Raw genomic sequence first — 26,485 nt, forward strand, 5'->3', positions numbered from 1 at the left:
CGCAATGCCCACCTTCGAGTACGCACCGGCCCCCGAGTCCCGGGCCGTCGTCGACATCGCGAGCAGCCACGGGCTGTTCATCGGCGGCGAGTTCGTCGAGGCCACCGGCGGCAAGCCGTTCAAGACGGTGAACCCGGCCACCGAGGAGGTCCTCTCCGAGGTCTCAGAGGCCACCGCCGACGACGTCGACGCCGCCGTGCGCGCCGCCCGGACCGCGTACACCCGCGTCTGGTCGCGGATGAGCGGCGCCGACCGCGGCAAGTACCTCTACCGGATCGCCCGGATCATCCAGGAGCGGGCCCGTGAGCTCGCCGTCCTCGAGACGCTCGACAACGGCAAGCCGATCAAGGAGAGCCGGGACGTCGACGTACCCCTCGTCGCGGCGCACTTCTTCTACCACGCGGGCTGGGCCGACAAGCTCGAGTACGCCTCGCTCGGGAGCAACCCCCGCGGCATCGGCGTCGTCGGCCAGGTCATCCCGTGGAACTTCCCGCTCCTCATGCTCGCGTGGAAGGTCGCCCCGGCCCTCGCGACCGGCAACACCGTCGTCCTCAAGCCCGCCGAGACGACCCCGCTGACGGCGCTCGCCTTCGCGGAGATCTGCCGCCAGGCCGACCTGCCGCCGGGCGTCGTCAACATCGTCACCGGGGCGGGCGCGACCGGCCAGGCCATCGTCGACCACCCCGGCGTCGACAAGCTCGCGTTCACCGGCTCGACGGGGGTCGGCAAGATGATCGCCCGCTCCATCGCCGGCACGCGCAAGCGGGCGACCCTCGAGCTCGGCGGCAAGGGCGCGAACATCGTCTTCGACGACGCGGCGATGGACCAGGCGATCGAGGGCATCGTCACCGGCATCTTCTTCAACCAGGGCCACGTGTGCTGCGCCGGCAGCCGCCTGCTCGTCCAGGAGAACGTCGTCGACGAGGTGCTGCGCCGGCTCAAGCGGCGGCTCGGCACGCTGCGCGTCGGCGACCCGATGGACAAGAACACCGACGTCGGGGCCATCAACAGCAAGGCCCAGCTCGACCGGATCACCGAGCTCGCGGGCGTCGGCGAGGCCGAGGGCGCCGAGCGCTGGGACTCCGGCTGCGACCTGCCGACCTCCGGCTACTGGTTCCGCCCGACCGTCTTCTCCGGGGTCTCGCAGTCCTCGCGGATCGCCCAGGAGGAGATCTTCGGGCCCGTCGTGTCCGTCCTCACCTTCCGTACCCCGGGCGAGGCCGTCGCGAAGGCGAACAACACCCCGTACGGGCTGTCCGCCGGCATCTGGACCGAGAAGGGCAGCCGGATCCTCTGGATGGCCGACCAGCTGCGGGCCGGCGTCGTGTGGGCCAACACCTTCAACAAGTTCGACCCGACGTCGCCGTTCGGCGGCTACAAGGAGTCCGGCTACGGCCGCGAGGGCGGCCGGCACGGGCTCGAGGCGTACGTGAGCACCGGTCAGGAGACGACGTGAGCACCCGCGTGGACGTCCGCAAGACGTACAAGCTCTACATCGGTGGCAAGTTCCCTCGCTCCGAGAGCGGCCGCTCCTACGAGGTGACCGCCGCGCCGACCGGCCGCCGGAGCACCCCGCGCTTCCTCGCCAACGCCGCCCAGGGCTCCCGCAAGGACGCCCGCGACGCCGTCGTCGCCGCCCGCAAGGCGCAGCCGGGCTGGGCCGGGGCCACCGCGTACAACCGCGGGCAGGTCCTCTACCGCGTCGCCGAGGTCATGGAGGGCCGCCGCGCCCAGCTCGTCCAGGACGTCCGGGACGCCGAGGGCCTCACGGCCGCCCGCGCCGAGGGCGTCGTGTCCGCCGCGATCGACCGGTGGGTCTGGTACGCGGGCTGGTCGGACAAGTACCCGCAGGTGCTCGGCGGGCTCAACCCCGTCGCGGGGCCGTACTTCGACATCTCGGCGCCCGAGCCGACCGGCGTCGTCGCCGTCCTCGCGCCCCAGGCGTCCTCGCTCCTCGGCCTCGTGTCCGTCGTCGCGCCGGTCGTCGTGTCCGGCAACACGTGCGTCGTCGTCGCCTCGCAGGACCGCCCGCTGCCGGCGATCGACCTCGCCGAGTGCCTCGCGACCTCCGACGTCCCCGGCGGCGTCGTCAACGTCGTCACCGGCCGGACCGCCGAGATCGCCCCGTGGCTCGCCTCGCACCGGGACGTGAACGCCATCGACCTCACCGGTGCCGCGGACGCCGACGGCGTCGACTGGGCCGACCTCGAGATCGCGGCGGCGGACAACCTCAAGCGGGTCCTGCGGCCGGGCGGCACGGGGGCCGAGGCCGTCGAGCCCGACTTCGCACCGGTGCCCGACCTGTCCCGGCTGTCGGCCTTCCTCGAGACGAAGACCGTCTGGCACCCGAAGGGCCGCTGACCCCGGTCAGAGGTCCGACGCGGGCCGGGCGGACTCCGGCGGGCGGCCGATCGCCCCGACCGGGTGCCCGGCGCACGGCGTCCGGGTCGCGCTCGCCCGCTCGACCCGGGTGAGGTCGAACCAGCGGACGTCGTTCCGCAGGCGACACCAGGCGACGAGGTACCAGCGCCCGAAGGCCCACGCGAAGATCATCGGCTCCACCTCACGCCGCGTCGCCCGCCCCTGCCGGTCGGTGTACGCGATGCGGACCGTCACCTGGTCCGCCGTCGCGGCCTCGAGCGCCGACATGACGCGGCGCGGGGCACCGTCGGGCGCGTCGACCCAGACCCGCCCCGCGAGCCGTTCGGCACGCCGCCGCGTCCCGGGGTCGAGGGTGTCGAGGACCTTCCGGACCGAGGCACGGGCGGCGTCGGCGTACGGTGCGCCGGTCGTCGCCGCGACGGCGGCGACGAGGCCGACCGCCTGCCCCGGGGTGAGGGTCACCGGCGGCAGCGACGCCCGCTCGGACAACCCGTAGCCCCCACCGGGGCCGCCGCGTCCCCACACGGGCAGCCCGCCGGCGTCGAGGGCGGCGAGGTCCCGCTTGACCGTCCGGGTCGAGACGCCGAACTCCTCGGCGAGCTGCTCGGCCGTCCGGCCCCGGGGTCCGGCCCGGCGGAGGGCCTCGGTGAGGGCGTGGAGCCGTTCGCTGCGTCGCATCCCCCGACGATGCCAGAGACAGTGACGGAGACGGTGACATCCCGCTGTCCACCGGGCGCCGGAGGATCGGGTCATGGACACGACAGCGACCACCCCGCCCGCACCCGCCGCCCCCCTCGTCCTCGTCCCGGGCCACTGGCTCGGCGCCTGGGCCTGGGACGAGGTCGTCGAGGACCTCCGCTCCCGGGGTCTCACCGCCCACCCGGTGACGCTCCCGGGCGCCGACCCGGCCGACCCCGACCGCGCCCGGCGCACCCCCGCCGACCAGGCCGAGGCGCTGCTCACCGCCGTGGAACGCGCCGCCGCCGACGCCGGGCCGGTCGTCCTCGTCGCGCACAGCGGGGCGAACCACCCGGCGACCGTCGTCCTCGACCGCCGGCCGGACCTCGTGGCCCGGGTCGTGTGGGTCGACAGCGGCCCCGTCGCGGACGGCGCGGTCTTCGCCCCCGACCTCGCCGGCGACGGGGACGGGGACGGGCTACCGCTGCCGCCGTTGGACGTGCTCGGCGAGCAGGCGTCGCTCGACGGGCTCGACGACGCGGTGCTCACCCGGTTCCGCGAGCGCGCGGTCGCCGTCCCGGACGCGGTCCTGCGCGACCCGGTCCGGCTCACCGACCCCGCCCGGCGCGACGTCCCGGCGACGTTCGTCTGCTGCTCCCTCCCCGCGGAGCAGGTGCGCGCGCTCGCCGACGCCGGGCACCCGATTATGGCCGAGGTCGCGACGCTCGCCGACGTCACGTGGGTCGACCTGCCGACCGGGCACTGGCCGATGTGGAGCCGCCCCGCGGACCTCGCGGCCACCCTGGCCGATGCGGCCGGGAACGCCACCCACACCTAGACTCGACGCCCGTGGACGAGCGGGCGACGGACGGCGGAACGATCTCGTCGACCCCCGCCCCGGACCGCCGGCGGGTCGTCGTCCTCGCCGGTCCGAGCGGCTCGGGCAAGTCCCGCCTCGCCGGGCGCCTCGCCGCCGCCCGGGGCTGGCCGATCGTCCGCCTCGACGACTTCTACCGCGACGAGGACGACCCGGCGATGCCCCGGCGCGAGGACCTCGGCATCCTCGACTGGGACCATCCCGACAGCTGGGACGAGGACCGGGCCGTCGCCGCCCTCGCCGAGCTCGTCGACACCGGGCGCACCCGCACGCCGGTCTACGACATCGGTGCCAGCCGGGCGGTCGGACACCGGGTCGTCGAGGCGGCCGCCGGCGACCTCGTCCTCGCGGAGGGCATCTTCGCGGCCGAGGTCGTGGCCCGCCTCGAGGCCGACGGCCTGCTGCACAGCGCGTGGTGCGTCCACCACCGTCCGGCCGTGACCTTCGCCCGCCGGCTGCTGCGCGACCTCGCCGAACGGCGCAAGCCGCCGGCGGTCCTGGTCCGACGCGGGTGGCGCCTCATGCGGGACGAGCCGGGCATCGTCCGCCGGCAGACCGGACTGGGCGCGGTGGCCTCCCGGGCGAGCGCCGTCGAGCGCAGCCTGCTCGGCTAGGGTGGCGGCGTGCAGCACGAGGGGGCCCGCCGATGACCGACCAGCCGTGGACCGTCCCGGGCTCCGCGCCCGAGCCGTCCCGCCCCACGCCGGGCGACCCCGGTCCCCCGCCCGGGTCCCCGCCCCCCGCAGGCCCGCCGCCGGGCTCGCCGCCGCCCGGCTCACCACCGCCCGCCGGCCCGGGGGGACCCCCACCGGGGGGCTACGGTCGTTTCGACGTCCGTCCGGGCATCATCCCGCTGCGGCCGCTCGGCCTGGGTGACCTCTTCGGGGCCGTCTTCCAGGCCGTCCGCGGCAACCCCGGCGCGACCATCGGGCTCGCGACGCTGACGACCTTCGTCTTCCTCCTGCCGACGACCGCGCTCGGCGCCTGGCTCGCCGGACAGGCCTCCTACGACGTCCTCGGCACCTCGGGCGCCGAGTCGGACGCCCTGCCGGAGGGGTTCGGCCTCAGCCTCGTCGGCCAGTACCTCCCCTCGATCGGCCAGGTCCTGTCCGGGATCCTCCTCGCCGGGTTCCTCGCCCAGGTCGTCGGTCAGGCGGTGCTCGGCCGCAAGGTCGGGATGGCCGGTACGTGGGCCGCGACGCGCGGCCGGGTCCCCGCCCTCCTCGGCGCGGTCGCCGTCCAGGTCCTCGCCGTCGTCGGTCTCGTCGCGCTCGCGGTCGCCCTCGTCGTGGCCCTCGTCGTCGGCATCGACCCCACGGACGGCCCGAGCATCGCGCTCGCCGTCCTCGTCGGGCTCCTCTGCGTCCTGGCCGTCGTCGTCGCGATGGTCTACCTCTCCACCGTGTGGGCGTTCGCGACGTCCTCCGTCGTCCTCGAGCGGCTGGGGCCGCTGCGCGGGCTCGGCCGCTCCGCGCGGCTCGTCGGCTCACCCCTCAAGGGTCCGTTCTGGCGGGTCTTCGGCATCCGGCTGCTCACCGGCATCATCGTCGGCACGGCCGCCTCGGTCGTCACCTTCCCCATCGCCCTCGCCATCTTCTTCGGCGGCGTCCTCCTCCTCGGCGACGCCGAGGCGGGCAGCCAGCTGCTCGTGCTGCAGACGGTCGCGACCGGGATCGCCGGTCTCGTCACGGGGGCGCTCACGACACCGTTCTCCGCCGGCGTCGACGCGCTCCTCTACGTCGACTCCCGCATCCGACGCGAAGGGCTCGACGTCCGCCTCGTCCAGACCGCCCAGGGCGCCGCCGAGCCCCCGTGGCCGGCGAGCACCTGACCTCGTGACGCCCTTCCTCCACACCGTGGTCGCCGACGCACCGCTCGACCCGACGTCCGACGAGGCCCGGGCCTGGCTCGAGCGCGAGCTGTCCAGCGGCGTCTACACCCCCCGGCCGGGCCTGCTCGAGCGGATCCGCGAGTGGCTCGACGAGCTGTTCTCCGCGACCGGGGGCGGCAGCCTGCCCGCTTTCGTGCTCCCCGTCGTCCTCGTGCTCGCCGTGGCGGTCGCCGTGCTCGTGCTCCTCGCCGTGCTGCGCCGGGACGTCGGTCGGGCGTCCGGCGCGTCCGGCGGCGGGGTGCTCGACGTCCCCGACGTCCCGGCCGACACCCTGCGCGACCGCGCCGTGGCGGCCCTGCGCGCCGGGGACTGGGACACCGCCGTCCTCGACGGTCTCCGGGCCGTCGCCCGGCGGGCCGTCGAACGGGTCGTCCTCGACGACGCCCCGGGGCGGACCGCCCACGAGGTCGCCCAGGACCTCGCCCGGCGGTTCCCCGACGAGGCCACCGCGCTCGCGGCCGCCGCCGATGCCTTCGACGCCGTGCGGTACGGCGACGTGCGCGCCACCCGCGAGCGCGCCGAGCACGTCGTCGCCCTCGAGGACCGGCTCGCGAGTGCCCGGCCCGTCACCGCGGCCGAGGAGGCCCGGCGATGACCGCGACCGCGACGGACGGGGACCGGGCGGTCCGCCCCGCGACCGCCGACACCCGCTCGGCGGCCCGGCGGGTCCGCGGGGTCGTCCTCTGGGCGCTCGCGCTCGTCGTCGGCGGGGCCCTGATCGCGCTCGCGGCGGGACGTCCGTCCCCGGACGAGTACCTCCACCCGGACGGCACCGGCCAGACCGGGGCGCGGGCCCTCGTCGAGGTGCTCCGGGACCAGGGGGTCGACGTCGAGGTCGTCGAGACCACCGCCGAGGCCCTCGCCGCAGGAGCAAACGCCCCCGGGACCACCGTCGTCGTCGGCAACTCCTCGCTGCTCGGCGAGACCGCCGCCCGCGACCTGCTGCGCGGGTCCCGCGACGGGGACGGGGTCGTGCTCCTCGACGGCGCCCCCCAGGTGTTGTACGCGCTCGGCCTGGGCCTCGACGCGCTCCCCGCGACCGACGACATCGGCCCGGCCGGCTGCTCCGTGCGCTGGGTCCGGCCGGACGACGAGCTGCGACGGGTCTCGTGGACCCTCGTCGGGGCCGACGAGGACGGCGCCTCGACCGGCGGCCTGCCGCCCGGCGCGACCGGCTGCTACGAGGTCGCCTCCGGGTCCGGGGACGACGCGCCGCCGCCGGGGCACGCGGCCGTGCTCGTCCCTGGGACGGCGGACCGCGCGCCGGTCACCGTCGTCGGCTTCCCCGACGCCGCGACGAACCGCTTCGTCACCGAGGCCGACCACGCCGGACTCGTCGTCCGCCTGCTCGGCGCCTCCCCCCGGCTCGTCTGGTTCCACCCGAACGCCGAGGCCCTCGCCGCCGGCCCGGACCAGGGCTCCGAGCCCGTCGCGCCCTCGTTCCTCGTGCCGGCGACGGCCGTCCTGGCGCTCGCCGTCCTCGCCTTCGCGCTCGCCCGCGGCCGCCGTCTCGGCCGTCTCGTCCCCGAGCGCCTGCCCGTCGTCGTCCGGGGCACCGAGACGACGGAGAGCCGCGCCGCGATGTACCGCGCCGCCTCCGACCGGGGCCGGGCCGCGGCCGTGCTCCGGCGGGCGAGCACCACCCGGCTCGCGTCCCGGCTGGGCCTGCCCGCCCACGCCCCCCTGCCGACGGTCGTCGCCGCCACCGCGGCCGCGACCGGTCTCGCGCCGTCGGAGGTCGACGCCGTCCTCCGCGACTCCGTACCGCCGGACGAGGCCGCCCTCGTCCGCCTCGCCCAGCAGCTCACCCGCCTCGAGGAGAAGGTCAGCACCCCATGAGCGACACCCCCGACGCCCGACCCGACGAGACCCGGCCCGACGAGACCCGGCCCGCGCCGACCGACGAGCAGGCCTCGCAGGGGACGACACCCGCCACGCCGGACGTCCCCACCGCGTCCGCGCCGCCCGCCGACGCACCCGTCGGCAGGTCCGCGAGCGCTCCGCAGCTCGAGGCGCCGGACGCCCGGGAGGCCCTCGTCCGGGTCCGCGACGAGGTGGCCAAGGCCGTCGTCGGCCAGGACGCCGCGGCCGCCGGCATGCTCGTCGCGCTGCTGTGCCGCGGCCACATCCTCCTCGAGGGCGTGCCGGGCGTCGCCAAGACCCTCCTCGTCCGCACGCTCGCCGCCTCCCTCGACGTCGGCACCAAGCGCGTCCAGTTCACCCCCGACCTCATGCCCGGCGACCTCACCGGCTCACTGGTCTTCGACGCCAAGGACGGGGAGTTCTCCTTCCGTCCCGGCCCGGTGTTCACCCAGCTGCTCCTCGCGGACGAGATCAACCGGACCCCCCCGAAGACGCAGTCCGCCCTCCTCGAGGCGATGGAGGAGCGGCAGGTCTCGGTCGACGGCACCCCGCACGCCCTCCCCGCGCCCTTCCTCGTCGCCGCGACCCAGAACCCCGTCGAGTACGAGGGCACGTACCCGCTGCCGGAAGCCCAGCTCGACCGCTTCCTCCTCAAGGTCGTCCTCCCGGTCCCCGAGCGGGAGCAGGAGATGACGGTCCTGCAGCGGCACGCCGCGGGCTTCGACCCGCGCGACCTCGCCGCCGCCGGGGTCCGCCCCGTCGCGAGCGCCGCGGACATCGACGCCGGCGCCGCCGCCGTCCGCTCCGTCGAGGTCTCCCCCGAGGTCGTCGGCTACGTCGTCGACATCGCGCGGGCCACCCGCACCTCGCCCTCGCTCGCCCTCGGGGTCTCCCCCCGCGGGGCGACGGCGCTCCTCGCCACGGCCCGGGCGTGGGCCTGGCTCAGCGGCCGCGGCTACGTCACCCCCGACGACGTCAAGGCCCTCGCCGTCGCCACCCTCGCCCACCGGCTCACCCTCCGCCCGGAGGCCGAGCTCGAGGGCACCTCGGTCACCTCGGTCCTGCACGGCGTGCTGTCCTCGGTGCCCGTCCCCCGCTGATGGCCCTGACGACCCGCACCGCGCTGCTGGTGCTGCTCGGACTCGTCCCCGTCGTGCTGCGGCCGGCGGGGTCGACGGTCTGGCTGTGGCTCGCGGTCGTCGTGGTCCTCGTCGGTCTCGACCTGCTGCTGGCGGCATCGCCGGGTGCGCTGTCGCTGACCCGCGAGGGCGCCCGCCAGGTGCGGATGGGCGAGGCCGTGACGACGGGCCTCGTCGTCGAGAACACCGGACGCCGGACCGCCCGGGGGCTGCTGCGGGACGGCTGGCCGCCCTCCGCGGGCGCGTCGCCGTCCCGGCACCCGCTCGCCGTCCCGGCCGGGGAGCGCCGGCGCGTCACGACGACCCTCACCCCGACCCGACGGGGCGACCGCCGGGCCGACCGGGTCACCGTGCGCCTCCACGGGCCGCTCGGGCTCGCCGGGCGGCAGCGCTCCGTCGAGGTGCCCGGCACCCTCCGGGTGCTCCACCCCTTCCCCGCCCGCAAGCACCTGCCGAGCCGGCTCGCGGTGCTGCGCGAGCTCGACGGCCGGGCGGCCGTACGCACCCGGGGGCAGGGCACGGAGTTCGACAGCCTCCGCGACTACGTCGAGGGGGACGACGTGCGCTCCATCGACTGGCGGGCCACCGCCCGGCGCCGCGACCTCGTCGTGCGCACCTGGCAGCCCGAGCAGCACCGCCGTGTCGTCCTCGTCGTCGACACCGGTCGCACGAGCGCCGGACGGGTCGGCGACGCCCCCCGGCTCGACGCCGCGATGGACGCGGCGCTGCTGCTCACGGCGCTCGCCGGTCACGCCCGCGACCGGGTCCAGGTCCTCGCGGGCGACCGGCGGGTGCACGCCCGGGTCACGGGGGCCGACCGGGCCGCGCTGCTCCACGACGTCATCAGCACGCTCGCCCCGGTGGACCCGCACCTCGTCGAGACCGACTGGGGCCTGCTCGCCGGTGAGGTGACGCGCTCGACCCACCGCTCGCTCGTCGTCCTGCTCACCCCCCTCGAGCCCGCGGCGCTCGAGGAGGGCCTGCTGCCGGTGCTGCCCACGCTCGTCGCCCACCACCGGGTCGTCGTCGCCTCGGTCGCCGACCCGGCCGTCGCGGCGATGCGGACCGCCCGCGCCGACTCGGCGCAGGTGTGGGAGGCCGCCGCCGCCGAGCGGACGACCGCCCTGCGCGGCGCCGCGGCCGACGCCCTGGGGCGGCTGGGGGTCGACGTGCTCGACGCCGGGCCCGACGAGCTGCCGGTGCGGCTGGCGGACCACTACCTCGCGCTGAAGCGGCAGGGGCTGCTCTGAGGGCGGCCGGTCGGGTCCCGCTCCTCGAGGGGTCAGGACGCGCCACTCTCAACGTCACAGCACACCTCCACAGGTCGTGTTGTGGCCCCTCGACCGTCCGCCGTCGTCAGGCGGCCACGAGGTCGCTGTCGCCGACGTCACGGTCGGCGAGATCACCCGTCGCCCCGCGGGCCGCCGCGCGGCGCCCCACGACGAACACGTAGGCGACGAACAGCACCTCGGCGACGACACCGATGGACACTCGGGCCCACGTCGGGAGGCCGGAGGGGGTGACGAAGCCCTCGATGACGCCGCTCACGAAGAGGACGACGACGAGACCGAGGACGACGGCGACGGCGGAGCGGGCCTCCCGCGCCAGCGAGGCCCCCCGTGGCACGGGCCCGGGGTCCACCCAGGACCAGAAGATCCGCAGCCCCACGGCGCCGGCGACGAAGATCGCCGTGAGCTCGAGGAGCCCGTGCGGGAGGATGAGCCCGAAGAACAGCCCCGTCCGGTCGTGGTAGGCCATGAGCGCCCCGGCGATCCCGACGTTGACGACGTTGACGACGAGGACGTAGACGACCGGTAGGCCGAGGATGCCGAGGGCGACCGCCTGGGCCGCCACCCACGCGTTGTTCGTCCACACGAGCCCGGTGAAGTCGAGGTGGGCGTACTCGGAGTAGTACTGCTCGAAGTCGGTGCCGACGAAGGCCTCGATCTCGGCGGGGGTCATCGTCGAGGTCCACACCTCGGGGTGGGTGTAGGCGTACCACCCGACGACGAACGCGACGGCGACGTTGACGAGCGCCGTCGTCACCCACCACCAGCGCAGCCGGTACAGCGCCGCCGGGAAGGTCGAGGTGAAGAATCCGAGGAGGCCGCGCCAGCTGCTCGTGCGGCGGCCGGAGGCCGCGAGCCGCGCCCGGGCCAGCACCGAGGAGAGGTGGGCGACGACGGCCGGGTCGGGGCTCGCCGAGCGCACGACCGACAGGTGGGTCGACACGCGCTGGTAGAGGTCGAGCAGCTCGTCGGCCTCGGCCCCGGTGAGCCGCCGGCGCTGCACGAGCTCTTCGAGCCGCCGCCACTGGTGGGCGTGCGCGGCGACGTACGCGTCGAGGTCCACCCCGTCAGCCTAGGCGACCCCCGGTCCGGGCGATGATGCAACCGGGCCGGGGGGCCCACGCGTACACCCGATGACCCGACCGACCGGACCGACCGCAGGGAGCCGCATGGAACCCGAGGAGTTCGACGCCTGGTACGAGGCCGCGTTCGCGCGGCTCGTGCGCCAGGTGTACGCGATGACGGGCGACGAGGAGGAGGCCCGCGACTGCGTGCAGGAGGCGTTCGTGCGGGCCTGGGACCGCCGCTCGCGGATCGACGCCGGGCGGGGACGGGACGCGTGGATCCGCACGACCGCCCACCGGCTCGCGGTGTCCCGGTGGCGACGGCGGCGGATGGACCGCCGGGCCTCGGACCGGGCGGTCGGCGTCACGGTGGCCGCCGACGGTCCGGACGAGCGCCGGGTCGCGCTCGTCGCAGCGCTGCGCCACCTGCCCGAGGCCCAGCGGGTCGCCCTCGTCCTGCACCACATCGCCGACCTCTCGGTCGACGAGGTCGCCGCGGAGACCGGCGCGCCCGCCGGCACCGTCAAGGCGCGCCTCTCCCGGGGCCGCGCCGCGCTGGCCGACCTGCTGGCGGAAGGAGCCACCCATGCCTGAGCACCCCGTCGACCCGCTCGAGGAGGCCTTCGAGTCGATGCGCGACACGAGCCGGTACCCGCTGCCGGACCTGGACCCGGGCACGGTGCGTGGCCTGGGCGACCGGCGCCGTCGCCGCCGGCGGGCCGTCGCCGGGGGGTCGGTGGCGGCGGCGGCCGTCGCCGTCCTCGCCGGTGCCGTCCTCGTCGTCGGGGGCGGACCCGAGCCCGAGCCGCTGCCGGCCGGACCGACCCGCAGCACGACACCGACGCCGTCGTCCACCCCCCCGGCCCCCAGCGGGACGGCCGAGGCCACCCCGACCGGACCGCCGACGACCACCCCGACCGTCGACGCGACCCCGACCGCCCCGTCGACGGCCCCGCCGCCCTCACCCGCGGCCCCGCTCGACCCCGCGACGATGCCGCTCACGGCCGGCTACCCGGACACGAACGAGGACGGGACCGCCACGCGGGTCGAGCGCGGTCCGGGTCCGGGCGTGGACGTCTGCGGGCAGACGATCCTCACCGGGCGGGACGCGCGGTCGGTCGCCGTCGGCCGGTTCCTCGGCGGCGAGGACTTCCGCAGCAGGACGCTCGTCGTCTTCTCGGACGAGGCCGAGGCCCGGGCCGCCCTGGAGTGGACGGCGGCCACCGTCCGCGACTGCGTCGGGTCGCCGGACCTCCCGGCCGGCTCGTCGGTCACCGTCCTCGGGGAGGCCGAGGGTCCCGGGACCTTCCTGTGGTCCCAGGACTACGGACCGGTCGGCGGGCCCGCGATGGCCACCGGCATCCGGCGGCTCGTGCTGCTCGGCGACGCCCTGCTCGTCGACACCGTGGACGGCGAGGCGTGGGGGCCGGGCGGCTCCGCCGACGACGAGGACGTCGTCGCGACCCGGGAGGCGCTCGTCCCCGTCGTCGAGGCGGTGCGTGGGGCCCGGGGCTCCGGCTGACCCGGTCCGTCCGGGGCGGCGCTCCGGATAGCCTGGGCTCGTGGCGGACGCGGTCGAGGAGGGCATCGGGTACCGGGCGTACGCGTCCGAGGACGTCGTCACCGGTGAGGGCGTCGCCGTCGAGCTGCCCGTCGCGACCACCCTCTCCCGTGCGGCGAGCGGCCTCATCGACCTCGCCCTCGAGCTCGCCGTGCTCCTCGTCGCGGTGTTCGCCGTCGGACCGCTCATCGCCTTCCAGTCCGACGCGGTGGCCCAGGCGGCCGGACTCGTGACGAGCGTCGCCGTGCTCGTCGTGCTCCCGGCGACGCTCGAGACCCTGACGCGTGGCCGCACCGTCGGGAAGCTCGCCCTCGGCCTGCGGACCGTCCGCGACGACGGTGGCCCGATCCTCGGCCGGCACGCCATCGTGCGGGCGCTCGTCGGCTTCGTCGAGATCTGGCTGCTCACCGGGGTCCCCGCCCTCGTCGCGTCCGTGGCGACGAGCCGCGCCAAGCGGCTCGGGGACCTCGCGGCGGGCACGTACGTCGTCTCCCAGCGCTCTCGGCTGCGCCTGCCCCCGCCCCCGGAGATGCCGCCGCCGCTCGCGTCGTGGGCGACGACCGCCGACGTCGCCGCCCTGCCGTCCGGCCTCACGGTCGCCGTGCGGCAGTTCCTCGCCCGGGCGGGGTCGCTGCCCGCCGCGTCCCGCGAGCCGCTCGCCCGTGAGCTGGCCGGCGAGGTGCGGCGCTTCGTCGCCCCGGCGCCGCCGGACGGGTTCCACCCGGAGTACGTGCTCGCCGCGGTCGTCGCCGAGCGACGCCGCCGCGACACCGAACGGCTCGCCCGGGAGCGGGCACTGCACGATCGGGTCGTCGGCCGGGACCCGCTCGGCTGAGCAGCCGCGTTCGGCGGGTGGGGCGAGCTCTCGGCCGAGGTCAGGCGCCGAGCGCGGCGTAGCCCGGCTTGACGACGTGGTCGATGAGCTCGAGGCGCTCGTCGAAGGGCAGGAACGCCGACTTCATCGCGTTGATCGTCACCCAGCGCAGGTCCTCGAGGTCCCAGCCCGCCTCGTCGACGAGCAGCTGCATCTCGCGGGACATCGACGTGCCGCTCATGAGCCGGTTGTCGGTGTTCACGGTGACCCGGAAGCGCAGGTCCTTGAGCATCGTGATCGGGTGCGTGGCGACGGACTCGGCCGCCCCGGTCTGGATGTTCGAGCTCGGGCACATCTCAAGCGGGACGCGGCAGTCGCGGACGTACGCGGCGAGCCGGCCGAGGACCGGTGCCCCGTCGCCGCCGGTCGCGACGTCGTCGACGATCCGCACGCCGTGCCCGAGCCGGTCGGCGCCGCACCACTGGAGGGCCTCCCAGATCGACGGCAGCCCGAACGCCTCGCCCGCGTGGATCGTGAAGTGGGCGTTCTCGCGGCGCAGGTACTCGAAGGCGTCGAGGTGCCGGGTGGGCGGGAAGCCGGCCTCGGCGCCGGCGATGTCGAAACCGCCGACGCCGCGGTCGCGGTAGGTCACGGCGAGGTCGGCGATCTCGCGGCCGTTGGCGGCGTGGCGCATCGCCGTGAGCAGCGCGACGACGCGGATCGGCGTCCCGGCGGCGGCCGCCTCGGCCTCCCCCGCGCGGAAGCCTGCGAGGACCGCCTCGACGACCCGGTCCAGGGGCAGGCCGCGCTCGATGTGCAGCTCCGGGGCGAAGCGGGACTCGGCGTAGACGACCCCGTCGGCGGCCAGGTCGAGGGCGCACTCGCGGGCGACCCGGGTCAGCTGCTCCTCGGTCTGCATGACGGCGACGGTGTGCGAGAAGGTCTCGAGGTAGCGCTCGAGGGACCCGGAGTCCGCGGCGTCGCGGAACCACGTCCCGAGGGCGGCGGCGTCGGTTGTCGGCAGCCCGTCGTAGCCCGACGCCTCCGCGAGCTCGACGACGGTCGCCGGCCGCACGCCCCCGTCGAGGTGGTCGTGCAGGAGGGCCTTGGGGGCCCGCCGGACCATCTCCGGCGTCGGTCGCGGGGCGGGGGTCGTCGCGTCGGTCACGGCGCTCACCCTAGCGACGGGGCCGGCCCGTCGACGAGCGGCCCGGGACGGGACCGGGCCGGTGTCGCCGCGAGGGAGTGGACCGGGCCGCCGGCGGGTACAAGGACCGTCATCGTCCACAGAAAGGCAGCACACCGTGATCATCCTCGGCGTCATCCTGCTCCTCGTCGGCCTCGTGGCCGACATCTCGATCCTCGTGACGCTCGGCGTCATCCTCGCCCTCGTGGGCGTGGTGCTCGCCGTGCTCGGAGGCACCGGCCGCGCGATCGGCGGACGCCGACACTGGTTCTGAGCCGACCGACGACGCGCCGTCCCGCATCCGCGCGGGGCGGCGCGCCGTCGTGTGGGGCCGGTGTGGTGCGGCGACGGCCCGCGTCGGCCCGTCAGCGGCCCGAGTCGGCCGCGATCCGGTCGATGACGACGGAGTCGGCGGTCTCGGCGGTGCCGCCGTCGACGACGTCCACGCCGCCCTCGAGGGCCGCGAGCGCCCGCTCGAAGCGCTCCGGGGTGTCGGTGTGCAGGGTGAGCAGCGGCTCGCCCTCGCGGACGGTGTCGCCGGGCTTGGCGTGCAGCTCGACGCCCGCGCCGGCCTGCACCGGGTCCTCCTTGCGGGCGCGGCCCGCGCCGAGCCGCCAGGCGGCGACCCCGACGGCGTAGGCGTCGAGCCGGGTCAGCGTGCCCGACGACGGCGCCATGACGACGTGCGTCTCCGCGGCCGTCGGCAGCGTCGCGTCGGGGTCGCCGCCCTGGGCCGAGATCATCCGGCGCCAGACGTCCATCGCCCGCCCGTCGGTGAGCGCGGCCCGCACGTCCTGGCCCCCGCGCCCGGCGGCCTCCAGCATCTCCTCGGCGAGCCGCACGGTGAGCTCGACGACGTCGTCGGGGCCGCCGCCCTCGAGGACCTCGACGGACTCGCGGACCTCGAGCGCGTTGCCCGCGGTGAGGCCGAGCGGGGTCGACATGTCGGTGAGGAGGGCGACGGTCGTCACCCCGGCGTCCGTGCCGAGGTCGACCATCGTGCGGGCGAGCTCGCTCGCGTCGTCCCGGGTCTTCATGAAGGCGCCGCTGCCGACCTTGACGTCGAGGACGAGCGCCCCGGTGCCCTCGGCGATCTTCTTGCTCATGATCGAGGAGGCGATGAGCGGGATCGCCTCGACGGTGCCCGTGACGTCCCGGAGGGCGTAGAGCTTCTTGTCCGCCGGGGCGAGGCCGGACCCGGCGGCGCAGATGACGGCACCGACGTCCTCGAGCTGACCGAGCATCGACTCGTTCGACAGCGACGCCTGCCAGCCGGGCACCGACTCCAGCTTGTCGAGCGTCCCGCCGGTGTGCCCGAGCCCACGCCCGGACAGCTGCGGCACGGCGACGTCGAAGACGGCGACGAGCGGCGCCAGCGGGAGGGTGATCTTGTCCCCGACCCCGCCGGTCGAGTGCTTGTCGGCGGTCGGCCGGGAGAGGCCGGAGAAGTCCATCCGCTCGCCGCTCGCGATCATCGCCGCGGTCCACGTGGCGATCTCCCGACGGGTCATCCCGTTGAGCAGCACGGCCATCGCGAGGGCGCTCATCTGCTCGTCGGCGACCGCACCCCGGGTGTAGGCGTCGATGACCCAGCGGATCTCGTCGTCGGACAGCTCGTGGCGGTCCCTCTTGTGGCTGATGACGTCGACGGCGTCGAAGGCTTCGCTCATCCGCTCATCATGGCAGGACGGCGCGGCGCCGCCGCGAGGGGCGGGAGCCGTCAGGGGCGGCGGGTCTCGAGGTCCTGCGCGCCGAAGGCCTGGGGCAGCACGTCGCGCATGGCGAGGTCGCCCTCCGGGGTGCGCAGGACGGTGTCCGGGGTGCCGTTCTCCCACAGCAGCTGGCGGCAGCGGCCGCACGGCATGAGGGTCTCGCCCCGGCCGTCGACGCACCACACGGCAACGAGCCGACCGCCGCCGGTCGCGTGGAGGGAGGAGACCATCCCGCACTCGGCGCAGAGGGTGACGCCGTAGCCGGCGTTCTCGACGTTGCAGCCGCTGACGATCCGGCCGTCGTCCACGATCCCGGCGACGCCGACGGGGAAGCCGCTGTAGGGGCAGTACGCGTGCTCGGTCATCCGCACGGCCTCGGCGTGCAGGGCGTCCCAGTCGGCGGCGGGGGTGGCGGGGGCGTCGGTCATCGGTCCTCCTCCTCGGTGAGGGCGCGGCGTCGGACGTCGAGGCCGCGGACGACGGCGGTCTTGGCGAGCAGCCGGGCACCGAGGGCGATCGCCCGCTCGTCGACGACGAGGTCGCCCTGGTGCAGGTCGTACGTCGGTCCCCCCGGCGTCCGGGTGCCGAGCCGGGCCATCGCGCCGCCGCAGTGCCCGAGGTACCACGCGAAGTCCTCGCCGCCGAGCGACTGGGCGGTGGGCACGGGCCGCAACCCGCCGGCGAGCGCCGCCCGACGCATCGCCTCGATGCCGTCGGCGGTGTTGACGACGGGGGGCACGCCCTTGACCCGCTCGACCTTCGCCTGGACGCCGTAGGGGTCGACGACGCCGTGGACGATCTCCTCGAGCAGGGGGCCCACGGTGAGCCAGGACTCGGCGTCGAGCATCCGCAGCGTGCCGGAGCACTCCCCCGTCGACGGGATGACGTTCGCGACCCTCCCGGCCCGGACCTGGCCCCACACGAGGGCGGCCCCGGTCCGCGGGTCGAGGCGGCGGCCGAGCACGGCCGGGACGTCGGTGACGACCTTCGCGAGGGCGAAGACGAGGTCCTCGGTGAGCTGCGGTCGCGAGGTGTGGCCGCCGCGGCCGTGCAGCGAGACCTGGACCTGGTCGCAGGCCGCGGTCAGCGCCCCTTCGCGCAGCCCCACCTCGCCGACGTCGATGCTCGGGTCGCAGTGCACCGCGAAGATCGCGTCGACGCCGTCGAGGGCGCCGGCGGCGATCGCCTCGAGGGCACCGCCGGGCATGACCTCCTCGGCGGCCTGGAGGACCCCCCGCACGGCGATCCCGCGGTCGGCGAGGGCCCCTTCGACCTCGTGGAGCGCGAGGAGGGCCCCGACGAGCGCGGCGACGTGGACGTCGTGGCCGCACGCGTGGCAGACCCCGGTCGTGCCGGACGCGTACTCCAGGCCCGAGCGCTCGCGTACCGGGAGCGCGTCCATGTCGGCACGCAGGGCGACCCGCACGTCGGGGTCACCGGCCCCGATGTCGGCGACGAGCCCGGTGCCGGGCAGGCGTCGCACGTGGACGCCCGCGGCCTCGAGGCGGCGGGCGACGGTCTCGGTCGTGCGCGTCTCCTCGCGGGCCAGCTCGGGGTGGGTGTGCAGGTCCCGGCGGAGCATGACGAGCTCGGGGGCCCGCGAGGTGATGCGCTCGCCGAGGGTGGCGAGGAGGGCATCGTCGTTCATCGGAGGACCGACTCTACCGCCGTGGACCGTGGACCAGGGACGCCTTGTGCTCCTCCCACCGCTGCGCCATGGCGTCCATCTCGCGCATGACGAACTCGAGGAACTCGACGGACAGGCCGATCCGGTCCGCGGCACGGCTGCCGACCCCCGCGGCGTCGTGGGCGGCGGCGAGGGCCGCGACGAGGGGGGCGTAGATGCCGTCCTTCTGGACGAGGACGTCGTGCCAGGCGTCGTCCTGGACGACGTAGACGTCGCGGCGGGACCCCCGCTCCCGCTCGCGGCGGACCATCCGGACGGCGGTGAGGGAGCGGACCGCGCCGGAGACCGCGGCCGGGCTGACGTCGAGGACCTCGGTGAGCTCGGCCGAGGTGAGCCGGCCGTCGTCGGTCGCGAGGAGCGCGGCGAAGACGCGCGCGGGCTGGAGCTGCATGCCGAGGTCGGCGAGCGCGCCGCCGAGCCGCTCGACGACCGCGACGGGCGGCAGGTGTCGCTCCGGCGGGGTGCGGTCGGCGGCGCTCATGCCCGCGACCTTACAACATTCACAAAGTTCTGAACGAGGTGTACCGTCGTCGCCATGGACGCGATCACCGTGCGGGGCCTGCGCAAGACGTTCGGCCGGACCGTCGCGCTCGACGGTCTCGACCTCACCGTCGGCGCCGGCGAGGTCCACGGCTTCCTCGGTCCGAACGGGTCCGGCAAGTCGACGACCCTCCGGGCCCTCCTCGGCCTCGTCCGGGTCGACGCCGGCACGGCGAGCGTCCTCGGCCTCGACCCGTGGCGGGACGCCACCGAGCTGCACCGCCGGCTCGCGTACGTCCCGGGCGACGTCGTGCTGTGGCCGACCCTCTCCGGCGGGGAGACGATCGACCTGCTCGGACGGCTGCGCGGGGGTGTCGACGCCGCCCGCCGGCGCCGGCTCGTCGAGCGCTTCGAGCTCGACGAGCGGAAGAAGGGCAAGGCGTACAGCACGGGCAACCGGCAGAAGGTGGCGCTCGTCGCGGCCCTCGCCTCCGACGTGCCGCTCCTCGTCCTCGACGAGCCGACCTCGGGGCTCGACCCGCTCATGGAGCAGGTCTTCCAGGACGAGCTGCGCGCGGCGCGGGAGGAGGGGCGCACCGTCCTGCTCTCCAGCCACATCCTCAGCGAGGTCGAGCGCGCCTGCGAGCGGGTGACCATCGTGCGCGCCGGTCGGGTCGTCGAGTCCGGCACCCTCGACGACCTGCGCCGCCTCACCCGCAGCCGGGTCCGGGCCGCCCTCGAGCGGGTCCCGACCGCTGCCGCGGCCGCGGCCTGGCCGGGGGTGGAGGACGTCGTCGTCGACGGGTCGACGCTCACGTGCACCGTCGACGCCGAGCACCTCGGCGGGCTCGTGGCGGAGCTGGGCGCCCGCGGGGTGTCCGGTCTCACCTGCCAGCCGCCCACCCTCGAGGAGCTCTTCCTGTCGCGCTACGGGCCGGGTGCCGACGTCGGCAGCGCCTCCGCCCCGGCCCCCGGGACGTCCGAGCCGGAGCCGGTGCGATGAGCACCCTGGCCGGCGTCGGCGAGCTGACCCGGCTCGCCTGGCGGCGGGACCGGGTCCTCGTCCCGGCGAGCGTGCTCGGGCTCGCGGTGCTCGCCGCCGGCTCGGCCGCCGCCTCCCTCGACCTCTACCCGGACGACCGGTCGGCCGCCGAGGGCCTCGCCGGGGTCGTCTCGAACCCGGCGGTCCTCGCGATGTACGGGCCGCTCGCCTCCGAGACCGCGGACGCCCTCGCGGTGTTCAAGACGGTGATGATGGGCGCGGTCCTCACGAGCGTGCTCGCGCTCGTCGTCGTCCGGCGGCACACCCGGACCGAAGAGGAGGACGGCCGTCTCGAGCTCCTCGGCTCGGGGGCCGTGGGCCGGCGTGCACCGCTCGCCGCCGCGGTCGGCGTGGCCGTCGTCGCCGTGCTCCTCGCGAGCGGGCTCGCCGCGGTCGGGCTCGCCGCCGTCGGCACCGACCCCGGCGGGTCGCTCGCCTTCGGGGTCGCGTGGGCGACGGCCGGGCTGGCGTGGACCGGGATCACGGCCGTCGCCGTCCAGGTCGCCTCGACGTCGCGCGGCGCCGGCGGAATCGCCTTCGGCGCCCTCGGCGTCGCCTACCTCGTCCGGGCGGCCGCGGACACCGCGCCCGAGGGGTCCGGCGTCCACGCGCTGGGATGGCTGTCCCCGCTGGGCTGGGCCGGGCGGGTCGAGGCCTACGGCGCGGACCGGACGTGGCTGCTCCTCCTCGGGGTCGGGACCCTCGCCGTCGGGACGGTCGCGGCCGCCGCGCTGCTCGAGCGGCGCGACCTCGGCGGCGGCCTGCTCCCCGCCCGCCCGGGCCCGGCCCGCGGGGGTCGGCTGCTCGCCTCCCCCCTGGGTCTCGTCGCACGCCTCGCCACGGGGACGCTCGTCGGCTGGACGGTCGGTCTCGTCGCCGGGGGCGTCGTCGTCGGGTCGCTGCTCGGCTCCGTCGGCGAGCTCGCGGACGACCCCCAGGTCCGCCGGATCCTCGAGACGCTCGGCGGGTCGGCCGGGGGCGTCGAGGACATCTTCCTCGCCACGGAGGTCGTCGTCGTCGCGGCGGTCGTGTCGGCCGCGGGGGTCGGCCTCGTCCTGCGGCTCTCGGCCGCCGAGCGGCGGGGGCTCGCCGAACCCGTCCTCGCGACCCCCACCCCGCGGTCCCGCTGGTACCTCGCCCACGTCCTCGTCGGGGCGGCGCTGCCCGTGCTGCTCATGGCGGTCCTCGGCCTCACCGTCGGGCTCGTCGGCCCCACGGTGAGCGACGCGGCGCCCGGACCGCTCGAGATGCTCGGCGCCACGATGTCGACGCTGCCCGCGGTCTGGGTGCTCGTCGGCGTGGCGGCGGCGCTCGCCGGCGCGACCCCCCGGTTCGCGCCGACCGCCTGGGGCGTCGCGCTCGTCGCGTTCGTCGTCGGCGAGCTCGGTCCGACGATGCGGCTGCCGGACCCGGTCGTCGACCTGTCCCCCTTCGCCCACCTGTCCGGTCTGCCGGGCGGGTCGTTCGCGGCCGCCGAGGCGGTGGTCCTCACCGTCCTCGCGGCCGTCCTCGTCGCGGCGGGAGGCCTCGCGTACGACCGCCGGGACCTCGCCTGAGCGGGCTCAGGTGAGGTCGGTGCGCCCCTCCGCCTTCAGCGCGTCGACGACCGCCTTGACGTCCTGGGCCCGCTCGCGCGTCGTGACGAGGAGGGCGTCCGGGGTGTCGACGACGACGACGTCCTCGAGCCCGACGACCGCGACCCGTCGCCCGGAGCCCGCGACGACGAGGCCCTCGGCGTCGACCGCGCTGACGTCCGCCGCGTCACCGACGACCGTCACCGGGCCCCCGTCCCCGGGCACGAGGCCCGACAGGCCGGCGAAGTCGCCGACATCATCCCAGGCGAACGGGGCCGGGACGACGACGACGCGGCCCTGCGCCGCCGCCGGCTCGGCGACGGCGTGGTCGATGGCGATGCGCTCGAGGCCGGGCCAGACGTCCGGCAGCCGGTCGGGGTCCTCCGCGACCGCCCGCAGGCCGGCCGACAGCTCGGGGTGCCACTGGGCGAGGAGGTCGAGCAGGGTGCCCGCCCGGACGACGAACATGCCCGCGTTCCACCGGTAGCCTCCGGCGGCGAGGTAGGCCGCGGCCCGCTCGGCGTCGGGCTTCTCGACGAACTCCAGGGCGTGCAGCGCCGTGGGGAAGCCCTCCACGGGGTCACCGGCCCGGATGTACCCGAAGCCGGTCGCGGGGTGCGTCGGCTCGACGCCGAGGGTCACGAGGTGCCCGTCCCGGGCGACGTCGACGGCCTCGCGGACGGCGTCGTGGAAGACCCCGGCGTCGGGGACGACGTGGTCGGCCGCGAACGACCCGACGACGGCGTCCGGGTCCGACCGCTCGACGAGGGCGGCCGCCAGGCCGATGGCGGCCATCGAGTCGCGGGGCGACGGCTCTGCGACCACCCGCTGCCGGGGCACCTGCGGGAGCTGGGAGCGGACGGCGTCCGCGTGCGCGGTGCCGGTGACGACGACGACCCGGTCGGCGGCGAGGGGGGCGAGCCGGTCGACCGTCGCCTGGAGCAGGGTGCGCCCCTCGCCGGTGAGGTCGAGGAGGAACTTCGGGCGCCCGGCACGGCTCAGCGGCCAGAGCCGGGTCCCGGCTCCTCCGGCAGGGACGACGGCCCAGAACCCACCCACGTCGGACATGTCCGCGAGGCTATCGGTCACCCGTTCGTCACCGCACACGCCCGTGCCCGTCGCCCTCCCGTCGCCCTGGCCGGGCAGCCTCGGTGCCGTGCGCGTCTCCGTCGTCACCGAGTCCTTCCTGCCCACCGTCAACGGCGTCACGACGAGCGTGTGCCGGGTGGTGGAGCACCTCACCGCGGCCGGGCACGAGGTGTCGCTCCTCGCCCCCTCCCCGGCACCGGCCGAGCACGCCGGCGTCCCCGTCCGGCCGGTGCGGTCGGTCCCGGTCCGCTCCTTCCCGCTCGGGGTGCCGGGGCAGTCGGTGCGGGCCTTCCTCGAGTCCGAGCGGCCGCACGTCGTCCACGTCGCCTCGCCGTTCGTCCTCGGGGCCCGGGCGCTGCACGAGACCTCGCGCCTGCGCATCCCGTCCGTCGCGGTGTACCAGACCGACATGCCGAGCTACCTCGTCCGGCACGCACCCCTGCCCGTCGGGGTGCCGGCGGCCGACGCCGCCTGGCGGTGGATCCGCCGCGTCCACGGGATGGCCGACCGGACCCTCGCGCCGTCGACCTCGACCCTCGCCGAGCTCGCCGCCCACGGCGTGCGGGACACCGCGCGCTGGGGCCGCGGGGTCGAGGCCACCCTCTTCCACCCCGGGCGGCGTGGGCGGCCCTCCGTCGCCGCGGCCCGCCGCGAGCTGGCCCCGGACGGCGAGGTGCTGCTCGGGTACGTCGGGCGGCTCGCCCCCGAGAAGGAGCTGGGACGCCTGGAGGCGGTCGCCCGGGTGCCGGGGACGCGGCTGGTCCTCGTCGGGGACGGGCCGAGCCGGGTGGTCGCCTCGGTCCGGCTCGCGGAGGCCGTCGCCTCGATGCCCGGCCGTCCGAACCGCCCGCCGGTCCTGCTCGGCCAGCGCTCCGGTGGCGACCTCGCCGACGCGTACGCCCTCCTCGACGTCCTCGTCCACCCCGCGACGACCGAGACCTTCGGCCAGACCCTCCAGGAGGGCGCCGCGGCCGGGCTGCCGGTCGTCGCCCTCGCCCGCGGCGGGCCGCTCGACCTCGTGGAGCACGGCCGCACCGGGCTGCTCGCCGACCCCGACGACCCGGCCGACCTCGCCCGGCAGGTCAGCCGCATCGTCGCGGACCGCGGGCTGCGGGAGCGGTACGGCGCGGCCGGGCGGGCGGCCGTCGAGGGCCGGACGTGGGCGGGCGTCGTGGACGAGCTCGTCGGCCACTACGCCGCGGTCGTCGCGGGACGCCGGACGCCGCTCGCCGCGTGAGGCGGGCCGCCCCGCTCGGGACCCGGCGGCTCAGCCGGTGAGCGGGAAGGACCGCACGACGCGCCAGACCCCGTCCTCGTCGTGCTGGTAGAGCTCGACGCTGTCGACGGTGAAGTCGCACCGGAAGTCCGAGAGCCCCTCGAAGGCCCGGTCGAGGGCGTCGTCCTCGAGGTGGTGGGCGATCGTCACGTGCGGGTGGTACGGGAACTCCAGCTCGCGCTCGACGGGCCCGGACCGGATGCCGGCCTCGAGGATCTCGCAGGCCGCGAGGCCGCTGGAGACCTGGACGAAGACGACCGGGCTGATGGGGCGGAAGGTGCCCGTCCCGGACAGCACCATCTCGAAGGGCGCGACCGACCCGCACACCGAGCGCAGGTGGGCGCCGAAGCCCGGCAGGTCCTCGCCGTCGACGAGGGTGGGCGGCAGCAGCGTCACGTGGGGCGGGATCGCCGCGGCCATCGGGTCGCCGCAGTCCTCGCGCGCCTGCTGCAGCACCGGGCCCCAGGGGTCCGGCACCGTGACGGCGACGCCGTGGACGGGCATCAGCGGGCGGCCGGCAGCAGACCGACCGCGTCACGGACGCGGGACATCGTGACGTGCGCGACCTCGGCGGCGCGGGCGGCGCCGTCCGCGAGGATCCGGTCGAGCTCGGCGGGGTCCTCGAGCAGCCCGCGCATCCGCTCCTGGAACGGCTCGACGGCCGCGACGACGACCTCCGCGACCTCCTTCTTGAGGTCCCCGTAGCCGCGCCCGGCGAACGAGGCGGCGACCTCCTCGACGGGCGTGCCCGACAGCACCGAGTGGATGACGAGGAGGTTGGACACCCCGGCCTTGCCCTCGGGGTCGTAGCGGACCTCGGAGCCGGTGTCGGTCACGGCCGAGCGGATGTTCTTCGCGATCCGCCTCGGGTCGTCCATGAGGTCGATGAGGCCCTTCGGCGACGACGTCGACTTGCTCATCTTCGCCGTCGGCTCCTGGAGGTCCTGGATCTTCGCCGAGCCCTTGACGATGTAGGCGTCCGGGACCACGAGCGTGTCGCCGAAGCGGGCGTTGAACCGCTGGGCGAGGTCGCGGGTGATCTCCAGGTGCTGCCGCTGGTCCTCGCCGACGGGGACGTAGGCGGCGTCGTACATGAGGATGTCGGCGGCCATGAGCATCGGGTACGTGAGCAGCCCGACGTTGGCGTTCTGGCCCTTGGCCGTCTTGTCCTTGAACTGCGTCATCCGCCGGGCCTCGCCGTCGGCGGTGAGGCAGTTCATCACCCAGCCGAGCTCGGCGTGCAGCGACACGTGGCTCTGGCAGAAGACGGCCGAGCGGACCGGGTCGACGCCGCCGGCGAGGAACTGGGCGGCGGTGACCCGGGTCCGGTGGCGCAGGACCTCGGGGTCGGTCGGGACGGTGAGGGCGTGGAGGTCGGCGACGAAGTAATAGGCGTCGAAGTCCTCCTGGAGCCCGACCCAGTTGACGAGCGCCCCGAGGTAGTTGCCGAGGTGCAGCGAGTCGCTGGTCGGCTGCATCCCGGACAGGATGCGGGGGCGTGCGCCATCGGCCGAGGTCGGGGTGGACATGGGCCCATTGTGCCCTGCCGCCCCTCCCTAGACTCACCCGCATGACGAGTCCCGCCGCCACCCATCTGGACGTCCACGGCCGGGAGCCCGACGGGGTGTGGTCCGCTCCGGGGCGGGTCAACCTCATCGGCGAGCACACGGACTACAACGGTGGCCTGGCCCTCCCGATCGCGTTGCCGCACCGCACGGTCGCGGCCGCGTCGGCCCGCTCCGACGAGGTGCTGCGGCTGCACTCGGTCCAGGCGGGCGAGACGGTCGAGGTGTCGTTGTCGGACGTGGGGCCGGGCGTCCCGGAGGGCTGGACCGCCTACGTCGCGGGGGTGCTCTGGGCGCTGCGCGAGGACGGGTTCGCGGTGCGCGGGATGGACGTGACGGTCGACAGCGAGGTGCCGCTCGGCGCGGGACTGTCGAGCTCGGCCGCGCTCGAGTGCGCCGTCGGGGCCGCCGCGTCCGACCTCTTCGGGCTCGACCTGCTCGACGGGGACGTCGCGCGGGCCCGGCTCGCGGCAGCGTGCGTGCGCGCCGAGAACGAGGTGGCGGGGGCGGCGACCGGGGGGATGGACCAGTCGGCGTCGCTGCTGTGCCGCGAGGGTTCGGCCCTTCTCCTCGACTGCCGGTCCGGCGGGACCGAGCACGTGCCGTTCGACCTCGCCGCGCACGGGCTCGTCCTGCTCGTCACGGACACCCGGGCGGCGCACGCGCTCAACGACGGGCAGTACGAGGAGCGGCGGCGGGCGTGCGAGCGGGCGGCGGACGAGCTGGGCGTCGGGACGCTGCGGGAGGTCCCGGTGGGCGGGCTGGGCTCGGCGTTGGACCGGCTGTCCGGCGACGAGCTGCGGCGGCGTACCCGGCACGTCGTCACCGAGATCGCCCGGGTCGAGGAGGCGGTCGCGGCGCTGCGGGCCGGCGACCTCGAGGAGGTCGGGCGGTTGTTCGCGGCGTCGCACGCCTCGCTGCGCGACGACTACGAGGTGAGCTGCGAGGAGCTCGACGTGTCGGTGGACGCGGCGCTCTCGGCCGGGGCGCTCGGGGCGCGGATGACGGGGGGCGGGTTCGGTGGGTCGTCGATCGCGCTCGTCCCGGAGGGGTCGGTGGCCGCGGCCGAGGAGTCCGTGCGGGCCGCGTTCGCCGAGCGCGGGTGGACCGCGCCGCGCTGCTTCGCCGTGACCGCGGGTCCGCCCGCCGCCCGGGACGCCTGAGGGGGCTCGGCTTCCGGTCCTCCCCTGGAGGATCCGGCCCGGCGTCCGGCCCTCGCCGGGAGGATCCACCCCGTCCCCACGGGGTCGACCCTCCCGCGGTGGACCGCTGCCCGGCTCCGGCCCCGAGTGTCGGTATCCCGCCGACGGACACTC

General features: G+C 76.1%; 27 protein-coding genes. 17 read left to right on the forward strand and 10 right to left on the reverse strand.

Features of this window, described 5'->3' with window-relative positions; translation table 11 throughout:
- Positions 1 to 4 precede the first annotated feature (4 nt).
- Positions 5 to 1,456 (forward strand): aldehyde dehydrogenase family protein, encoded by a 1,452-nt coding sequence (locus tag KC207_RS09545; RefSeq protein ID WP_211602786.1) that lies wholly within the window; start codon positions 5 to 7, stop codon positions 1,454 to 1,456.
- Complete coding sequence (locus KC207_RS09550; protein WP_211602787.1) at positions 1,453 to 2,361, forward strand: aldehyde dehydrogenase family protein; 909 nt, start codon at positions 1,453 to 1,455, stop codon at positions 2,359 to 2,361. Before KC207_RS09545 ends, KC207_RS09550 begins: the two co-directional genes overlap by 4 nt.
- Before the next feature lie 6 nt (positions 2,362 to 2,367).
- Here the strand turns inward: KC207_RS09550 and KC207_RS09555 are convergent, their stop codons facing one another.
- On the reverse strand, positions 2,368 to 3,060 hold the full coding sequence (locus KC207_RS09555; RefSeq protein WP_211602788.1) for a helix-turn-helix transcriptional regulator: 693 nt from the start codon (positions 3,058 to 3,060) through the stop codon (positions 2,368 to 2,370).
- Positions 3,061 to 3,133: 73 nt separating this feature from the next.
- On the opposite strand from KC207_RS09555, the gene KC207_RS09560 reads away from it, so the two are divergent.
- From KC207_RS09560 to KC207_RS09590, 7 genes are read left to right on the forward strand one after another with little or no spacing between them, the layout of a single operon-like run.
- Complete coding sequence (locus tag KC207_RS09560) at positions 3,134 to 3,898, forward strand: alpha/beta fold hydrolase (protein WP_211602789.1); 765 nt, start codon at positions 3,134 to 3,136, stop codon at positions 3,896 to 3,898.
- 11 nt (positions 3,899 to 3,909) lie between these two features.
- Entirely contained in the window at positions 3,910 to 4,551 is a 642-nt protein-coding gene (locus tag KC207_RS09565) for a uridine kinase family protein (protein ID WP_249138669.1), read from the forward strand.
- Between the two features lie 32 nt (positions 4,552 to 4,583).
- On the forward strand, positions 4,584 to 5,768 hold the full coding sequence (locus KC207_RS09570; RefSeq protein WP_211602790.1) for a hypothetical protein: 1,185 nt from the start codon (positions 4,584 to 4,586) through the stop codon (positions 5,766 to 5,768).
- 4 nt (positions 5,769 to 5,772) lie between these two features.
- Positions 5,773 to 6,423 (forward strand): DUF4129 domain-containing protein, encoded by a 651-nt coding sequence (locus KC207_RS09575; RefSeq protein WP_211602791.1) that lies wholly within the window; start codon positions 5,773 to 5,775, stop codon positions 6,421 to 6,423.
- Positions 6,420 to 7,667, forward strand: a complete 1,248-nt coding sequence (locus KC207_RS09580; protein ID WP_211602792.1) for a DUF4350 domain-containing protein — start codon at positions 6,420 to 6,422, stop codon at positions 7,665 to 7,667. Before KC207_RS09575 ends, KC207_RS09580 begins: the two co-directional genes overlap by 4 nt.
- Positions 7,664 to 8,791 carry an AAA family ATPase gene (locus KC207_RS09585; RefSeq protein WP_211602793.1) on the forward strand — a complete coding sequence of 376 codons (1,128 nt, stop codon included), beginning with the start codon at positions 7,664 to 7,666 and terminating at the stop codon, positions 8,789 to 8,791. Before KC207_RS09580 ends, KC207_RS09585 begins: the two co-directional genes overlap by 4 nt.
- Positions 8,791 to 10,080 carry a DUF58 domain-containing protein gene (locus KC207_RS09590; protein WP_211602794.1) on the forward strand — a complete coding sequence of 430 codons (1,290 nt, stop codon included), beginning with the start codon at positions 8,791 to 8,793 and terminating at the stop codon, positions 10,078 to 10,080. The genes KC207_RS09585 and KC207_RS09590 overlap by 1 nt, the downstream gene beginning before the upstream one ends.
- 106 nt (positions 10,081 to 10,186) lie before the next feature.
- Here KC207_RS09590 and KC207_RS09595 read toward each other — a convergent pair whose 3' ends face one another.
- Entirely contained in the window at positions 10,187 to 11,182 is a 996-nt protein-coding gene (locus tag KC207_RS09595; RefSeq protein WP_211602795.1) for a stage II sporulation protein M, read from the reverse strand.
- A 106-nt stretch (positions 11,183 to 11,288) separates the two neighbouring features.
- Here KC207_RS09595 and KC207_RS09600 point away from each other — a divergent pair, with 106 nt between their 5' ends.
- Genes KC207_RS09600 through KC207_RS09610 form a run of 3 tightly spaced genes read left to right on the forward strand, consistent with a single transcriptional unit; the run spans position 11,289 to position 13,579 of the window.
- Complete coding sequence (locus KC207_RS09600; RefSeq protein ID WP_211602796.1) at positions 11,289 to 11,777, forward strand: SigE family RNA polymerase sigma factor; 489 nt, start codon at positions 11,289 to 11,291, stop codon at positions 11,775 to 11,777.
- On the forward strand, positions 11,770 to 12,705 hold the full coding sequence (locus tag KC207_RS09605) for a hypothetical protein (protein WP_211602797.1): 936 nt from the start codon (positions 11,770 to 11,772) through the stop codon (positions 12,703 to 12,705). The genes KC207_RS09600 and KC207_RS09605 overlap by 8 nt, the downstream gene beginning before the upstream one ends.
- A 40-nt stretch (positions 12,706 to 12,745) precedes the next feature.
- A complete protein-coding gene (locus KC207_RS09610) occupies positions 12,746 to 13,579 on the forward strand; it encodes an RDD family protein (RefSeq protein ID WP_249138670.1) in 834 nt (277 codons plus the stop codon).
- 40 nt (positions 13,580 to 13,619) lie between these two features.
- Here the strand turns inward: KC207_RS09610 and KC207_RS09615 are convergent, their stop codons facing one another.
- Positions 13,620 to 14,684: an adenosine deaminase gene (locus KC207_RS09615; protein ID WP_211602834.1), complete on the reverse strand. Its 1,065-nt coding sequence runs from the start codon at positions 14,682 to 14,684 to the stop codon at positions 13,620 to 13,622.
- Between the two features lie 178 nt (positions 14,685 to 14,862).
- Between KC207_RS09615 and KC207_RS09620 the strand changes: the two genes are divergently transcribed.
- Positions 14,863 to 15,018 carry a DUF6131 family protein gene (locus KC207_RS09620; RefSeq protein WP_211602798.1) on the forward strand — a complete coding sequence of 52 codons (156 nt, stop codon included), beginning with the start codon at positions 14,863 to 14,865 and terminating at the stop codon, positions 15,016 to 15,018.
- A gap of 91 nt (positions 15,019 to 15,109) precedes the next feature.
- Here KC207_RS09620 and KC207_RS09625 read toward each other — a convergent pair whose 3' ends face one another.
- Genes KC207_RS09625 through KC207_RS09640 form a run of 4 tightly spaced genes read right to left on the reverse strand, consistent with a single transcriptional unit; the run spans position 15,110 to position 18,624 of the window.
- Positions 15,110 to 16,414, reverse strand: coding sequence for a thymidine phosphorylase (locus tag KC207_RS09625; protein WP_211602799.1), 1,305 nt, complete (start codon positions 16,412 to 16,414; stop codon positions 15,110 to 15,112).
- Between the two features lie 50 nt (positions 16,415 to 16,464).
- Entirely contained in the window at positions 16,465 to 16,884 is a 420-nt protein-coding gene (locus KC207_RS09630; RefSeq protein ID WP_211602800.1) for a cytidine deaminase, read from the reverse strand.
- Positions 16,881 to 18,104, reverse strand: a complete 1,224-nt coding sequence (locus KC207_RS09635; protein WP_211602801.1) for an amidohydrolase — start codon at positions 18,102 to 18,104, stop codon at positions 16,881 to 16,883. Before KC207_RS09635 ends, KC207_RS09630 begins: the two co-directional genes overlap by 4 nt.
- 13 nt (positions 18,105 to 18,117) lie before the next feature.
- Positions 18,118 to 18,624 (reverse strand): MarR family transcriptional regulator, encoded by a 507-nt coding sequence (locus KC207_RS09640; protein WP_211602802.1) that lies wholly within the window; start codon positions 18,622 to 18,624, stop codon positions 18,118 to 18,120.
- A 54-nt stretch (positions 18,625 to 18,678) separates the two neighbouring features.
- Here KC207_RS09640 and KC207_RS09645 point away from each other — a divergent pair, with 54 nt between their 5' ends.
- Complete coding sequence (locus KC207_RS09645; protein WP_211602803.1) at positions 18,679 to 19,626, forward strand: ABC transporter ATP-binding protein; 948 nt, start codon at positions 18,679 to 18,681, stop codon at positions 19,624 to 19,626.
- Positions 19,623 to 21,221, forward strand: coding sequence for an ABC transporter permease (locus KC207_RS09650; protein WP_211602804.1), 1,599 nt, complete (start codon positions 19,623 to 19,625; stop codon positions 21,219 to 21,221). Before KC207_RS09645 ends, KC207_RS09650 begins: the two co-directional genes overlap by 4 nt.
- Before the next feature lie 6 nt (positions 21,222 to 21,227).
- Here the strand turns inward: KC207_RS09650 and KC207_RS09655 are convergent, their stop codons facing one another.
- The gene (locus KC207_RS09655) at positions 21,228 to 22,307 is read right to left on the reverse strand and encodes a mannose-1-phosphate guanylyltransferase (protein WP_211602805.1); all 1,080 of its coding nucleotides are present in this window, start codon (positions 22,305 to 22,307) and stop codon (positions 21,228 to 21,230) included.
- 88 nt (positions 22,308 to 22,395) lie between these two features.
- Here KC207_RS09655 and KC207_RS09660 point away from each other — a divergent pair, with 88 nt between their 5' ends.
- Positions 22,396 to 23,565 carry a glycosyltransferase family 4 protein gene (locus KC207_RS09660; protein WP_211602806.1) on the forward strand — a complete coding sequence of 390 codons (1,170 nt, stop codon included), beginning with the start codon at positions 22,396 to 22,398 and terminating at the stop codon, positions 23,563 to 23,565.
- Positions 23,566 to 23,595: 30 nt separating this feature from the next.
- On the opposite strand, the gene KC207_RS09665 is transcribed toward KC207_RS09660, so the two are convergent.
- Both KC207_RS09665 and trpS read right to left on the reverse strand, forming a co-directional pair.
- Positions 23,596 to 24,108, reverse strand: coding sequence for a 2'-5' RNA ligase family protein (locus KC207_RS09665; RefSeq protein WP_211602807.1), 513 nt, complete (start codon positions 24,106 to 24,108; stop codon positions 23,596 to 23,598).
- Positions 24,108 to 25,133: a tryptophan--tRNA ligase gene (trpS, locus tag KC207_RS09670; protein WP_211602808.1), complete on the reverse strand. Its 1,026-nt coding sequence runs from the start codon at positions 25,131 to 25,133 to the stop codon at positions 24,108 to 24,110. The genes KC207_RS09665 and trpS overlap by 1 nt, the downstream gene beginning before the upstream one ends.
- 41 nt (positions 25,134 to 25,174) lie before the next feature.
- Here trpS and galK point away from each other — a divergent pair, with 41 nt between their 5' ends.
- Complete coding sequence (gene galK, locus KC207_RS09675; RefSeq protein WP_211602809.1) at positions 25,175 to 26,332, forward strand: galactokinase; 1,158 nt, start codon at positions 25,175 to 25,177, stop codon at positions 26,330 to 26,332.
- The last annotated feature ends 153 nt before the right edge of the window (positions 26,333 to 26,485 follow it).

Origin of the sequence: Phycicoccus avicenniae (assembly GCF_018139485.1) — a bacterium.
Classification (GTDB): domain Bacteria; phylum Actinomycetota; class Actinomycetes; order Actinomycetales; family Dermatophilaceae; genus Phycicoccus; species Phycicoccus avicenniae.

Coding starts and splice junctions, on each gene's coding strand:
- KC207_RS09630 (WP_211602800.1), bottom strand. CDS start 16,884: ATGACCGACGCCCCCGCCACCCCCGCCGCCGACTGGGACGCCCTGCAC.
- KC207_RS09625 (WP_211602799.1), bottom strand. CDS start 16,414: ATGAGCGAAGCCTTCGACGCCGTCGACGTCATCAGCCACAAGAGGGAC.
- KC207_RS09650 (WP_211602804.1), top strand. CDS start 19,623: ATGAGCACCCTGGCCGGCGTCGGCGAGCTGACCCGGCTCGCCTGGCGG.
- KC207_RS09645 (WP_211602803.1), top strand. CDS start 18,679: ATGGACGCGATCACCGTGCGGGGCCTGCGCAAGACGTTCGGCCGGACC.
- KC207_RS09585 (WP_211602793.1), top strand. CDS start 7,664: ATGAGCGACACCCCCGACGCCCGACCCGACGAGACCCGGCCCGACGAG.
- galK (WP_211602809.1), top strand. CDS start 25,175: ATGACGAGTCCCGCCGCCACCCATCTGGACGTCCACGGCCGGGAGCCC.
- KC207_RS09605 (WP_211602797.1), top strand. CDS start 11,770: ATGCCTGAGCACCCCGTCGACCCGCTCGAGGAGGCCTTCGAGTCGATG.
- KC207_RS09580 (WP_211602792.1), top strand. CDS start 6,420: ATGACCGCGACCGCGACGGACGGGGACCGGGCGGTCCGCCCCGCGACC.
- KC207_RS09640 (WP_211602802.1), bottom strand. CDS start 18,624: ATGAGCGCCGCCGACCGCACCCCGCCGGAGCGACACCTGCCGCCCGTC.
- KC207_RS09545 (WP_211602786.1), top strand. CDS start 5: ATGCCCACCTTCGAGTACGCACCGGCCCCCGAGTCCCGGGCCGTCGTC.
- KC207_RS09590 (WP_211602794.1), top strand. CDS start 8,791: ATGGCCCTGACGACCCGCACCGCGCTGCTGGTGCTGCTCGGACTCGTC.
- KC207_RS09665 (WP_211602807.1), bottom strand. CDS start 24,108: ATGCCCGTCCACGGCGTCGCCGTCACGGTGCCGGACCCCTGGGGCCCG.
- KC207_RS09570 (WP_211602790.1), top strand. CDS start 4,584: ATGACCGACCAGCCGTGGACCGTCCCGGGCTCCGCGCCCGAGCCGTCC.
- KC207_RS09555 (WP_211602788.1), bottom strand. CDS start 3,060: ATGCGACGCAGCGAACGGCTCCACGCCCTCACCGAGGCCCTCCGCCGG.
- KC207_RS09600 (WP_211602796.1), top strand. CDS start 11,289: ATGGAACCCGAGGAGTTCGACGCCTGGTACGAGGCCGCGTTCGCGCGG.
- KC207_RS09615 (WP_211602834.1), bottom strand. CDS start 14,684: ATGGTCCGGCGGGCCCCCAAGGCCCTCCTGCACGACCACCTCGACGGG.
- KC207_RS09635 (WP_211602801.1), bottom strand. CDS start 18,104: ATGAACGACGATGCCCTCCTCGCCACCCTCGGCGAGCGCATCACCTCG.
- KC207_RS09655 (WP_211602805.1), bottom strand. CDS start 22,307: ATGTCCGACGTGGGTGGGTTCTGGGCCGTCGTCCCTGCCGGAGGAGCC.
- trpS (WP_211602808.1), bottom strand. CDS start 25,133: ATGTCCACCCCGACCTCGGCCGATGGCGCACGCCCCCGCATCCTGTCC.
- KC207_RS09560 (WP_211602789.1), top strand. CDS start 3,134: ATGGACACGACAGCGACCACCCCGCCCGCACCCGCCGCCCCCCTCGTC.